Source organism: Hydrogenophaga sp. T2, from assembly GCF_049843535.1.
GTDB classification, from domain to species: domain Bacteria; phylum Pseudomonadota; class Gammaproteobacteria; order Burkholderiales; family Burkholderiaceae_C; genus Hydrogenophaga; species Hydrogenophaga crocea.
This window is the reverse complement of sequence record NZ_JBBHZJ010000003.1, coordinates 138,421-150,787: the sequence shown is the minus strand read 5'-3', so window position 1 is coordinate 150,787 and position 12,367 is coordinate 138,421. Positions and strand designations below refer to the sequence as shown.

General features: G+C 73.0%; 9 protein-coding genes and 1 tRNA gene. 6 read left to right on the top strand and 4 right to left on the bottom strand.

Going from position 1 to position 12,367, the window contains the following annotated elements; translation table 11 throughout:
- The first annotated feature begins 48 nt into the window (after window positions 1-48).
- Window positions 49-540, top strand: coding sequence for a copper chaperone PCu(A)C (locus WDZ95_RS07805; protein ID WP_425777497.1), 492 nt, complete (start codon window positions 49-51; stop codon window positions 538-540).
- A 22-nt stretch (window positions 541-562) separates the two neighbouring features.
- Window positions 563-1,831, top strand: a complete 1,269-nt coding sequence (locus WDZ95_RS07800; RefSeq protein ID WP_425777495.1) for a PepSY-associated TM helix domain-containing protein — start codon at window positions 563-565, stop codon at window positions 1,829-1,831.
- On the opposite strand, the gene WDZ95_RS07795 is transcribed toward WDZ95_RS07800, so the two are convergent.
- Window positions 1,819-2,943, bottom strand: a complete 1,125-nt coding sequence (locus tag WDZ95_RS07795; protein ID WP_425777493.1) for an ABC transporter ATP-binding protein — start codon at window positions 2,941-2,943, stop codon at window positions 1,819-1,821. The two genes, WDZ95_RS07800 and WDZ95_RS07795, sit on opposite strands and share 13 nt — an antisense overlap.
- A gap of 86 nt (window positions 2,944-3,029) precedes the next feature.
- On the opposite strand from WDZ95_RS07795, the gene WDZ95_RS07790 reads away from it, so the two are divergent.
- The 3 genes from WDZ95_RS07790 to WDZ95_RS07780 are packed head-to-tail and all read left to right on the top strand — an operon-like array spanning window position 3,030 to window position 6,404.
- A complete protein-coding gene (locus WDZ95_RS07790) occupies window positions 3,030-4,637 on the top strand; it encodes an ABC transporter permease (RefSeq protein ID WP_425777491.1) in 1,608 nt (535 codons plus the stop codon).
- Window positions 4,638-4,644: 7 nt separating this feature from the next.
- Window positions 4,645-5,115: a hypothetical protein gene (locus WDZ95_RS07785; RefSeq protein WP_425777489.1), complete on the top strand. Its 471-nt coding sequence runs from the start codon at window positions 4,645-4,647 to the stop codon at window positions 5,113-5,115.
- 35 nt (window positions 5,116-5,150) lie between these two features.
- On the top strand, window positions 5,151-6,404 hold the full coding sequence (locus WDZ95_RS07780) for a nucleoside recognition domain-containing protein (protein ID WP_425777487.1): 1,254 nt from the start codon (window positions 5,151-5,153) through the stop codon (window positions 6,402-6,404).
- Here WDZ95_RS07780 and WDZ95_RS07775 read toward each other — a convergent pair whose 3' ends face one another.
- A complete protein-coding gene (locus tag WDZ95_RS07775) occupies window positions 6,405-6,848 on the bottom strand; it encodes a VOC family protein (protein ID WP_425777485.1) in 444 nt (147 codons plus the stop codon).
- Between the two features lie 168 nt (window positions 6,849-7,016).
- Here WDZ95_RS07775 and WDZ95_RS07770 point away from each other — a divergent pair, with 168 nt between their 5' ends.
- Window positions 7,017-8,210: an AAA family ATPase gene (locus WDZ95_RS07770; RefSeq protein ID WP_425777484.1), complete on the top strand. Its 1,194-nt coding sequence runs from the start codon at window positions 7,017-7,019 to the stop codon at window positions 8,208-8,210.
- 8 nt (window positions 8,211-8,218) lie between these two features.
- On the opposite strand, the gene WDZ95_RS07765 is transcribed toward WDZ95_RS07770, so the two are convergent.
- Window positions 8,219-8,293: transfer RNA gene (locus WDZ95_RS07765), tRNA-Arg, on the bottom strand.
- A gap of 55 nt (window positions 8,294-8,348) precedes the next feature.
- On the bottom strand, window positions 8,349-12,365 hold the full coding sequence (locus WDZ95_RS07760) for a translocation/assembly module TamB domain-containing protein (RefSeq protein WP_425777482.1): 4,017 nt from the start codon (window positions 12,363-12,365) through the stop codon (window positions 8,349-8,351).
- Between the last annotated feature and the right edge of the window lie 2 nt (window positions 12,366-12,367).

Below are 12,367 nucleotides of genomic sequence, written 5' to 3'. Positions count from 1 at the left end.
CCGGCCCAGGGGCCCGTGCCGCGTCTTCTCTTGCCGTTCCAGATGACCATGAAACACCGCTTCATCGCCTGCTCGTTCGCCCTCGCCACCACCGCCTGGGCCCAGTCCTCCCAACCCGTCCAGGTGCAAGACGCCTGGGCCCGCGCCACCGTGGCCCACCAGTCGGCCACCGGCGCCTTCATGAAACTCACCGCGCCCGCGGCCACGCGCCTGGTCGAGGTGCGCTCGCCGGTCGCCGGCATCGTCGAGGTGCACGAGATGAAGCTTGACGGCGACGTGATGCGCATGCGCGCCGTGAGCGCGCTGCCGCTGCCCGCGGGCCAGACGGTGGAGCTCAAGCCCGGCGGCTATCACGTAATGCTCATGGACCTCAAGGCGCCCGTGAAGGCCGGTGACAGCCTGCCGCTCACGCTGGTGTTCGAAGGCGCCGATGGCAAGCGCCTCACGCAAGAAGTGAAGGCCACGGCGCGCGCCATGGCCGTCACGCCGCCCGCACCGGCCGCCGCAGGCGCGGCCGGCCACGGCGCCCACAAGCACTGAGCGCCGCGAGCGAGGTCCCGCCATGTCGATCCCGTCCGACGCGACGGGCGCGCCGCTGCGCGCCCGCGAACGAGCACGCCTGAACGCACACGCCATCGCCTGGCGCTGGCACGCGTACGCTGGCCTGTTCGTGCTGCCCTTTCTGCTGACCCTGGCCATCACCGGGGCGGTGATGGTCTTCTTCACCGGCTTCCAGACCCGCCTGGGCCCCAACCCCGTGGTGCAGCCGCTGCCCCAGGCGCACGCCGTGAGCGAGCAGGCGCTGGCGGCGCTCGCGGTGGTGCCCGACGGCCGCCTGATCGGCTACACCGCGCCGCGAGCGCCCGACCGCGCGGCCTGGTTCGTGGTGCAGCACGGCGAGCGCACGCTCGCGCTCGCGGTCGACCCCTACCGCAACGAGGTGCTGCGCTGGGTCGACAAGGCCAACACGCCCTTTGCCTGGGCCGAACGCATCCACGGCACGCTGCTGATCGGCGACCTCGGCGACCGCCTGATGGAGATCGCGGCCTGGGCCTCGCTGGTGATGCTCGTGACCGGCGCGGTGCTGTGGTGGCCGCGCGGCGCGCAGGGCTGGGCCTCGCGCTTTCGCACCGCACCGCGCGCGCGCGGCCGCGGCTGGTGGCGATCGCTGCACGGCGCGCTGGGCAGCTGGACCGCGATCATGCTGATCGCCTTCCTGCTCACCGGCCTGACCTGGACCGGCGTGACCGGCGCGAAATGGCTGCAGGCCTGGGGCAGCTTCCCGGCCGAAAAATGGGACGCCGTGCCCCGGTCCACGCAGACGCACGCGGCGCTCAACACCGCAGGCCTGCAGGAAGTGCCCTGGGGCCTGGCGCAAACGGCCCTGCCGGCATCGGGTTCGATGGCCGGCGCGGCCGGCGTGCCCGCGGGCTCGCCCGTGAACCTGGACAGCGTGGCCACGCTCGCGCACACCCTGGGCTTTCGCGGTCAGCACCAGATCGCGCTGCCGCAGGGCGAGCAGGGCGTGTTCACGATCTCGGCCGACACCATGAGCGGCGACCTGCAGCGCCCCACGGGCGACCGCACGGTGCACGTGGACCGCTACAGCGGCCGCGTGCTGGCCGACGTGGGCTTTGCCGACTACAACGGCCTGGCCAGGACCATGGCGGTGGCGATCGCGCTGCACCAGGGCGACCTGGGCTGGTGGAACGCGCTGATCAACCTGCTCGCGTGTGCGGCCGTGGTGCTGCTGTGCGTGGCGGGCGCGGTGATGTGGTGGCTGCGCCGCCCGGGTCGCATGGCGACCGCGCGGGCCGCTCAGGCCGCGTGATCGGCCCGCGCCATCGGCACCCCCGGTGCCGGAGGCGACGAGGCCGCGCCGCCGCGCTCGAAGGTCACCACGTGGTCGACCTCGGCGCGGATGCCGATCCACTCGCCCACCGCGTGGTTGTGGTGCGAGGGCACGTGCGTCATGAGCGTTTCGCCGCTGGCCAGGCGCAGCGTGTAGAGGAATTCCGAGCCGCGGAAGGCCTTGCGCACGATCTGCGCCTTCACCGGCGCGTTGTCGTCGTGCACGATGTCGTCGGCGCGCAGCAGCACGTCGCACAGGCCGGCCTCGTAGGCCGTGGGCAGCGGGCATTCCTCCATGTCCTGCAACGGGCCCAGCGGCGTCTGCACCGACACCTCGGCGCCGTGCTGCAGGATTTGTGCGGGCGCGAACACGCCGTGGCCGATGAACTCCGCCACGAAGCGCGTGGCCGGGCGGTGGTAGAGCGCGTAGGCCTCGTCCCACTGGTGCAGGTGGCCGTTGTGCATCACGCCAATGCGGTCGCCGATGGCGAAGGCCTCGAGCTGGTCGTGCGTGACGAAGAGGGCGGTGGCGTTGGCCGCCTTGAGGATGCCGCGCACCTCGTGCGCGAGCCGCTCGCGCAGGTCCACGTCGAGGTTGGAGAAGGGCTCGTCGAGCAGCAGCAGGCGCGGCTGCGGCGCCAGCGCGCGCGCCAGCGCCACGCGCTGCTGCTGGCCACCCGAGAGCTCGTGCGGAAAGCGCGCGCGCAGGCCGTCCAGGCCCACCAGGCGCAGCACCTCGGTCACGCGCGATTCGCGCTCGGCGCGCGGCAGGCGGTGGATGCCGAAGCCCACGTTGGCCGCCACGTCGAGGTGCGGGAAGAGGGCGTAGTCCTGGAACACCATGCCGATGCGCCGCCGCTCGGCCGGCACGTGCGCGCCCGGGCTGCTCACGGTTTCGCCGCCGAGCACGATCTGCCCGCCCTGGGCGCGCTCCAGGCCCGCGACCGCGCGCAACAGCGTGGTCTTGCCGCAGCCCGAAGGCCCGATGAGCACGCCGATCTCGCCCGCGGCCAGGCCGAAGCTCACCCCGTCGACGGCGGGCTGGGGGGCGCCCGCGTAACGGACGTCGAGTTGCGAGACCTGCAAGAACATGGGGACCATTGTAGATATCTACAATTCTCATTTGCGTTGGTCGGGACACTGCCGGGCCAACACCACAACAACGATCGCCCAATCCCATGCCGCGCTGGCTTGCTCAGGTGCTGTTGATCTTGCTGGCCGCGGTGCTGGTGCTGCCCGTGCTGGCGCTGGGCGCGTCCTGGTTCGGCTTCGACGCCGCGGCGCAGGACGTGCTCGCGCAGATGGCGCAGACCGTGCTGCCCGAGTACGCGCTGACCTCGCTGCTGCTGTGCGTGAGCGTGGCCATCGGGGTGGCGGTGGTGGGCGTGCTCACCGCGAGCGCGGTCACGCTGTTCCAGTTTCCGGGCCGCCGCGCCTTCGAATGGGCGCTGCTGCTGCCGCTGGCCATGCCGGCCTACGTGGTGGCCTATGCGTACACCGACTTCCTGCAGTTCAGCGGCCCGCTGCAGACCTGGCTGCGCGAGGCCTTCGCGCTGCGCGGGCGCGTGCTGCCCGAGGTGCGCAGCACGCCCGGCGCGGTCTGGGTCTTCACCTTCACGCTCTATCCCTACGTGTACCTGCTGGTGCGCACCGCGCTTTCCGAGCGCGCGGCCCAGCTCATGGAGGCCGCGCGCCTGCTCGGCGCGCCGCTGGCGCGGCGCATCCGCAGCGTGGCGCTGCCGCTCGCACGGCCGGCCGTGGCCGCGGGCGTGGCGCTCGCGCTCATGGAAACCCTGGCCGATTTCGGCGTGGCGAGCTACTTCGGCATCCAGACCTTCACCGCGGGCGTCTACAAGGCCTGGCTGGTGATGGACAACCGCCTGGCCGCGGCGCAACTGGCCACGCTGCTGCTGCTCACCGTGGCGGCGCTGCTGTGGGTGGAGCACCGCGCGCAGCAGCGCATGCGCTTTGCCACGCTGCGCGGCCAGCGCGCGGGCAGCGCCGAGGCGCAGCCGGTGCGCCTGCGCGGCGCGCGCGCCGCGCTCGCGGTGGCGGTGTGCGCCGCGCCCATCGTGTTCGGCTTCGTGCTGCCGGTGCTGTTCATGCTGCGCCCGCTGCTGGGTGGCTGGGACGTGCTGCCCTGGGACCAGTTCGTGCAGTGGTCGCGCAACAGCATCTGGCTCGCGGGCCTGTCGGCCCTGCTCACCACGGCCATCGCGCTGACACTGGCCTTCGCGGTGCGCGTGCGCCCCGTGCCGCTCACGCGTGGCGTGGCGCAGCTCGCGAGCCTGGGCTACGCGGTGCCGGGCGCGGTGGTGGTGGTGGGCCTGCTGCTGCCCGTGGGCTGGGTGCAGGAACGCTGGCCCGAGGCCGGTGTGGGCTATTGGGTCACGGCCACGGCGCTGGGCATCGTGTGGGCCTACCTGGTGCGTTTCACCGCAGTGGCGCTGCAATCGGTGCAGGCCGGTTATGCGCGCATGCCCGCGAGCCTGGACGATTCGGCGCGCATGCTGGGCACCACGGGCGTGGCGCTGGCCGCGCGCGTGCACTGGCCGCTGCTGCGCCGCGCCACCGTGGCGGCCGCGCTGCTGGTGTTCGTGGACGTGATGAAGGAGCTGCCCGCCACGCTGGTGCTGCGGCCCTTCAACAGCGACACCCTGGCCGTGATCACCTACAACCTCGCGCGCGACGAGCGCCTGGGCGAGGCCGCGCTGCCCGCGCTCACGCTGGTGCTGGTGGGCATGATTCCGGTGATCCTGTTGAGCCGCACGCTGCGGCAGAAGTGAGGCGCCCATGAAGACCCTGCCGTTCCCCGTGGCCATGCCCCTGCCGGTGCGCCGGCGCGAATGGCTCGCGCTCGCCGCCGCCACCGGCGCCGCGCTGGTGGCGGGCTGCTCGTCCACGCCCTCGGGCGTGTCGAGCCGCCAGGCGCCCGCGGCCGATGCGGCCTACAAACGCGCGGCCGCGGGCCACCTCTACCGCCGCTACGCCGACCGCATCTACCCGGGCCGGCTGCCGCCCATGCTCTACGCCATCGGCGTGCTTGAGACCGTGATCGAGGGCAACGGTCGCGTGGGCTCGCTGCGCTGGCTGCGTGCGCCCAGCCACGCGCCCGAGGTGGTGGCGCAGATCGAGCGCCTGGTGCGCGACGCTGCCCCGTTTCCCGCGCCGCCGGGCCGCACGAGCTACATCGACACCTGGCTCTGGGACCAGAGCGGCCGCTTCCAGCTCGACACCCTGACCGAGGGGCAGCAGCAGCTCTGAGGCCGCGGGTGGCGCGGCCCTTACCATCGCCGTCCATGGCGATGAACTGGGCATGGATCGGTCTGCTCACCGTGGCATTGGCCACGGCCCTGGTGCGTGCGCTGCTCGGCGACACCGGCGTGCCCGGCGCCCTGCTCACCGCGCTGTTCGATGGCGCGCGCTCGGGCTTCGAGATCTCGCTCGGCCTGGCCGGTGTGATGGCGCTGTGGCTGGGCCTGATGCGCGTGGGCGAGCGCGCCGGCGTGATCGAGCTGATCGCGCGCCTCGCCGGGCCGCTGCTGCGGCGGCTGTTTCCCGAGGTGCCGCAGGGCCATCCCGCGCAGGGCGCGATGACCCTGAACATCTCGGCCAACCTGCTGGGCCTGGACAACGCGGCCACGCCGCTGGGCCTGAAGGCCATGCGCGAGCTGCAGACACTCAACCGCGAGCCCGAGGGCACGGCGAGCCACGCGCAGATCATGTTCGTGGTGATGAACACCGCCGGCCTCACGCTCATTCCCACCTCGGTGATCGCGATCCGCCAGAGCGTGGCGCTCAAGCAGGGCCTGGGCGCCGATTTCAACGCCGCCGACATCTTCCTGCCCACGCTCATGGTCACCTTCATCGCGCTGCTCGCGGGCGTGCTCGCGGTGGCGCTGTGCCAGCGGCTGCCGCTGTGGCGCGCGCGTTTCCTGCTGCCGCTGCTGGCCGTGGGCGGTCTGCTCGCGGGCGCGGTGGCGGCGCTCGCGCGCCTGCCCGCCGAGCAGGCCGCGCGCATCGCGGGCACCACGGGCGCGGCCGTGATCCTGGGCGTGGTGATGCTGTTCGTGCTCGCGGGCGCGGTGCGCCGCGTGAACGTGTACGACGCCTTCATCGAGGGCGCGAAAGAGGGCTTCGGGGTGGCGATCCAGATCGTGCCCTTCCTGATCGCCATCCTCGTGGCCGTGGGCCTGTTCCGCGCCGCGGGCTGCATGGACTTCGTGCTCGCGGGCATCGGCGCGGGCGTGGCCGCGCTGGGCCTGGACACCGACTTCCTGCCCGCGCTGCCCGTGGGCCTGATGAAGATCTTCTCGGGCGCGGGCGCGCGCGGCCTGATGATCGACGTGATGCAGGTGCACGGCGTCGATTCCTTCGTGGGCCGGCTCGCCGCGATCGTGCAGGGCTCCACCGAGACCACGTTCTACGTGCTCGCGGTGTACTTCGGCAGCGTGGGCGTGCAGCGCACGCGCTACGCGCTGGCGTGCGCGCTGTTCGCCGATGCGGTGGGCCTGGTGGCGGCCATCGGCATCGGCTACGCGATGCTTCGGTGATCAGCCCTGGGCCGGCGCCGCGGGCATGGCCTTGGGCCCGCCGTTGATGCCCCAGGGCGTGCCGAAGCGGTCGGTGACCATGCCGAAGGTCTGCGCCCAGAAGGTTTCGGCCAGCGGCATGGTGACCGTGCCGCCCTGCGACAGCGCCGCGAACACGCGCTGTGCTTCGGCCGGTTCGTCGAAGCTGATGGCCATCATCGCGCCCTGGATGCCCTGGTAGGCCATGCCGGGCGGTGTGTCGCCGGCCATGAGCGAAAAGCCCGGGTGCACGAGGTGCGCATGCATCACCCGGTGCTCGCCACCGGGCGGGCAGGGCATTTCCTGCGGCATCTGGCCGAAGGTGATGAGCGCTTCGAGCTTCGCGCCGAACAGCTCGGCGTAGAAGCGCATGGCGTCGGCGCAGTTGCCGTCGTAGGAGAGGTAGGGGCTGAGTTGGGTGGGCATGCGGGTCTCCGTGTGGGGGGCGTTCAAGGGCACGACGGATGAGACCGGCGGGGATCGACGCGGGAAGGGCTGCAGAGCGACGGCCGGTGGGGATGGAGGTTGATATCAAGTGAAATTTGGAAAGTTATGCTTTTCAAATAACTTTCCAAATTTCTCTATAATCCGCGCATGAACCCCATCCGCAACCCCTTCGCCCCCGGAGCCGGCACACCGCCGCCCGAACTGGCCGGTCGCGACGAGTTGCGCGAGTCGCTGCGCATCAGCCTGGAGCGCACCCGGCTGGGGCGGCCCGCCAAGAGCGCCATGCTGGTGGGCTTGCGCGGCGTGGGCAAGACCGTGCTGCTCGATCGCATCCGCATGGATGCCGAGGCGGCCGGCATCCACACGGTGCGCATCGAAGCGCCCGAGGGGCGCTCGCTGCCTGCCTTGCTTGCGCCCCAGTTGCGCCAAGCCCTGTTGCGGCTCAGCAAACTGGACGTGGCCCGCGATTTGGCGGTGCGTGGATTAAAAGCACTGACCGGCTTTGCGAAGAAGCTCAAGGTCACTTACCACGACATCGAGGTGGGCTTCGATTACGAGGCCGAGCCTGGGCTGGCGGACAACGGCGACCTGGAGCACGACCTTCAGGCCTTGTTCGAGCAGGTCGGGTTGGCGGCCAAGGCCGCTGGCACGGCCTTGGCCCTGTTCGTTGACGAGCTGCAGTACGTTCAAGAGGATCAGTTGGCGGTGCTGATCACCGCCATGCACCGCGTGGAGCAACGGCAGTTGCCCCTCATCCTGGTGGGTGCGGGCCTGCCGCAACTGCGCGGCCAGATGGGCAATGCCAGGTCCTACGCTGAGCGCCTGTTCGATTTTCCCGAGATCGGTCCCTTGCCCAGGGAGGCGGCCCGGCTGGCCATCTGCCGGCCGATCGAAAACGAAGGCGCGCTCATCAACGGCGACGCCGTCGACCGCATCCTCGAGCTCACCGAGTGTTATGCCTACTTCCTGCAGGAATGGGGCAGCCACACCTGGCTCACCGCAAAAGGCTCGCCCATCGAACTGCAAGACGTGTTGGATGCCTCTACGCAGGCCATCGCCGCCCTGGATGAAAGTTTCTTCCGCGTGCGCTTTGATCGCTGCACACCCAAAGAGAAGCGCTACCTGCGCGCCATGGCCGAACTGGGCCCCGGTCCGCACCGCTCGGGCGACATCGCCACTTGCTATGGGGTGAAAGTGTCTTCGCTTGCGCCCACCCGCAGCGAGTTGATTCGCAAGGGCATGGTCTGGAGCCCCAACCATGGCGACACGGCGTTCACCGTGCCCATGTTCGACGCGTTCATGAAGCGCATCATGCCGGGGTCGGATTGGCGCGACAGCTGACGCCCGGCTGGCGCCACCGACAGGAATCGAACCTGTATCTAGCGCTTAGGAGGCGCTCGTTCTATCCATTGAACTACGGCGGCGCGGCGAGCGGCGATTGTATCGGCGGGGTCGGTGCGGCCTGGCCGTGCCAACGGTCTAGTCGCGGCTCAGTGTGAAGATCAGGTCGATCGCGTTTTCGCTGCCGGCGCGCGCGCGCACGGTGAAGCGGCGCGTTACGTCGTAGAAGATGGACACGGTGTTGAGCGTGCCCGCGAGGCTGCGCTCGTAGCTCAGGTAGAGGTTGTCGGCGATGCGCTTGCCCAGCGTGAGCGCGGCGGCCGTGCTGCTGCCATCCGCATTGGTGCTGCTGCCACTGAAGCTCAGCGCGTCCAGGCCCAGGGCCGAGGCCAGGCCGCCGTCGAGCGGGCTGTTGCCGTTGCGCGAGAGCAGGGCGATGGCGGCCTGCTGCAGCACCGCGGCCTCGGCACCCGCGCCGCTCGCGGGCCGGCCCAGCACCAGCCAGGCGAGTTTTTCGCTGTCGGGCAGCTCGGGGTCGGAGAACAGGCGCACGCGCGGCGTCTGCGCGCTGCCGGTGATCTGCACGCCCACGCGTTGCGTGGTGGCGTTGGGCCGCACCGCGAGGATCTCGAGCGCGGGGTTGTCGTAGGGGCCGTTGAAGCGCACCACGCCGGTCTCGATCGCGAGCTGCTGGCCGTAGGCGCGGTAGGTGCCGCTCATGGTGCGCACCTCGCCCACGATGCGCGGCGCCGGGTCGTTGGGCGCGCTGCGCACCTCAAGCTGGCCCGCGAGCCGCGTCTGCAGGCCGTGGCCGCGCAGCTGGAAGGCGTCGCCGAGATCGAGCGCGACCTGCACGTCGGGCACCACGCGCACGCCGCTGCCGCGCTCGATCGGGTATTCGGTGCCGCGCACCACCACGTCGCCGCCGAGCGTGGGCGCGGTTTCATCGGGCAGCACGATGAGCGCTTCGTCGGCGCGCAGGCGGCCGCGCAGCCGCAGCGCCGCGCCTTCGAGGCGCGCGTCGAGCTGGCCACTGACCGTGAGGCGGCGGTCTGGGCGGGTGGACACGCGCAGTTTGTCGGCGCTCAGTTGCAGCGCGAGCACAGGTTCGCGCACGGTGGCGCCGTCGCGCTGCACGCGGCGCCATTCGGCGCTGCCGCTGGCCTGCAGCACCCCGCCGCGCTCGGCGCCGCCGCGGCCTTCGAGCCGCAGGCGTTCGATCACGATGCGCTCGCCCGCGAGCGTGGCGCGCAACTGGCCGTTGCGGAACGTGATGCCGTCGACGTTGGAGCGCAGGGCGAGGTCGTCGCCCTGCAGGCTGCCGCTGAACTGCGGCGCCGCGCGCGTGCCGCCGACCGTGGCCTCGGCCCGCAGCGCGCCGCGCACGCGCCAGCCCGGCGGCGCGAGCACGCTCCACACGCCCACCTGCGGCAGGTTGGCGCGCACGCGGCCGCTCAGGGGCGCGCTCTCGGGCCAGTGCCAGGCGCCCTGGCCGGCGTCGGGCGGCGACAGCGTGGTGCCGGCCTCGGCGCTCACCTCGCCCAGGCGCTCGCTGTCCCAGCGCAGTTGCGCGTTCACGCGCGCGCCCTCGGTGTTCACGCTGAGCTGCGCGGTCTTCACGCCGGCCGGCACGCGCTGGCCGCGCGACGCGGCGTCTTCGAAAGCGGCGCCGTCGGTCTGCACCAGCAGGTCGCCGCTGCGGCGTTCGAGCGTGAGCGAGACGCGCGGCGGCTCGCTGGCCTGCGCGGGCAGCAGCAGGTCCCAGCGGCCGTCGAACAGCAGGTCGCCGCCCAGGCCCGCGGCCGCCAGCGGGCCCTGGCCGTTGGCCTCGGTGCTGGCGAGCGCGTCGGCCCAGGCCAGCGGCAGGCCTTCGAGGCGGCCGCGGGTTTGCAGCGCGCCGGCGCGCCAGCTCAGGCTGTCCCAGTTCAGGGTGATGGGGGCGGCGGCCGCGCTGGCGCCGCGCTGCGGCAGCACGCGCAGGCCGGCGGCGTCGAGCTCGGCGTCCAGGCCTTTGTCGTGGGCGCGCCAGCGCGCGCGCAGCGGAGCGGTGGGGGTGAGCGTCCAGCGCACGCCGGCGTTGCCGGGTGTGGCGCTGAGCGCGAGGCGGTCGAGCCGCAGCACGCCCTGACGGCCGTCGAGCGGGCTGCTGCCCAGCGCGAGCTGGCCCGCGGTGTCGAGCTCGGCGCGCCAGGGCGCTCGCTCGCCGCGCGCGCGCAAGGTGAGCGCGAGCGCCTCGGGCGGGCCCTGCAGCGTGAGCCGGCTGTCGCCGAGCGCGAGGTCGATCGGCGCATCGCCGCCGCGCTGGGCCCGCAGGCGATCGACCTGCAGTTGCAGGTCGATGCGCGGCGGCGCGGCGCGGCCCGCACCGGGCCAGCCGAGCGCGGGAATGCCGCCCAGCCCGCCCTGCCAGCGCAGCCGGCCCGAGGCGCGCGCGTCCAGGCTCGCGTCGGCCCAGGGCGCGAGCGCCGTGCGCAGCATGTCGCCGATCAGCGGGGCGTTCTGCAGCCCGCGCAACCACGCGAGCAGGCGCGCGCCGTCGGCCAGGTCGAGGTCGAGCGCGCCCTGGCCGTCGGCGTGGGCCAGCGTGCCGTCGAAACGCGCCTGCAGGCCGGGCAGGTCGAGCGCGAGGCGGCCGTTGGCCTGCGGCCGCGCGGTGTCCACCCGGCCTTGCGCGTCGATGCGGCCGTCGAGCGCGTCCAGGCGCGCGCGCTGCAGCGTGAGCTCGCCGGCCGACAGCGCGGCGCCCGTGGGCTGCCAGCGGCCTTGCAGCACGAGCTCGCGCAGGCGCCAGGCCTCGGCCGCGCTGCGCCGGGCCTGCCGGCCCGCGGGCGCGATGCGCGCGTCCAGCTCCACGCCGGGGCGCTCGCTGCGCGGCCCGAGCGCACGCGCGCGCAGCTCGCCGTCGAGCGCGGCGGGCGCCAGCGTGCTCCAGAGCTGCGCCGGGTCGATGCCGTTCAGGCGCAGGCGGGCCTGCCAGTCGCCCAGCGCGGCCAGTGGGGATGCGGTGGGTGAGGCGCCGGGCGCTGCCGTTGCACCGGCCGCGGCCACGCCGTCGCGTCGGCCCTCGGCCTGCAGCCGGCCGCCGGCCGCGCGCGCGTCCAGGCGTTCGAGCGTCCAGCGTTCGCCCTGCTGCACCAGCGCGAGTTCGATCGATTGCAGCGGCAGGCGGCGCCGGTCGATCGCGCCCGCCTGTTCGTTCTGCAGTTGCGCGCTCGCGCGCCATTGCGCGCCGTCGGGCAGGGCGCGCAGCGTGCCGGTGAGCGCGGTCTGCGGCGCCTGCGGCCAGAGCATGGCCAGGTTGAGGCGGTGCAGCCGCAGGTCGGCCTCGTCCAGCGGCTGCGGGGCCCAGGGCCGCACGCGCGCGGTGCCGGCCAGCGTGGGCGTGGCGTCGGTGCTGCCCACGGGTTCGATCTGCGCGGTGAGCGCCAGCGCCGCGTCGGCCCCGGCGAGCGTGCCCTGTGCGGTGGCGCGCGCACGCAGATCGAGCGTGCCGCCTTCGGGCACGGTGGTGGCGAGGTCGCCGCGCGCCTGCAGCCGCAGCGGCATGGGCGCCTGGGCGCCCAGCGTGGCCTGGGCCTGGTAGCGGCCCTCGGCCCATTGCAGCGATCGCAGCGTGAGGGTGTGTGCGTCGGTCGCGCCCAGGCCGGGGTCGGCGCGGCCGTAGCGGTAGGTCAGGTCGATCGCCTGCAGCTCGGCCGCGGGCAGCGCGAGCACGCCCACGGTGGCCGAGACCTCGATCGGCAGCGGCAGCACCAGGTTCTGCAGCGGCGTGGCGGGCTCGGCCGGGCGTGGCGGGCGCTCGTCGATCACCTGCACGCGCTCGGCGCGCAGCTGGGCGATGCGCGCCTCGCCGCGCAGCAGGCCGAGCCAGAAGCGCCCGCCCAGGGCCACGCGCGCGCCGTCGGCGCTCACGCGCAGGCCTTCCTGCTGCCAGCGCAGGCGGTCCACGCTGCCGCCGCCGAAGACGCTGCCTTCCACGCCATCGGCCTCGATGCGGCCGAGCCCGGGCGCGTGGTCGGCCTGCCAGGCCAGGCCCCAGCGCAGGGCCTGCGCGAGCGAGCCCTCGGTGCTGGCCCAGATGCCCAGCGCGAGCGCGCCCGCGAGCACCACGCCCAGCAGCACCGCGGGCAACCACAAGAGCGCGCGACCGAGCATCG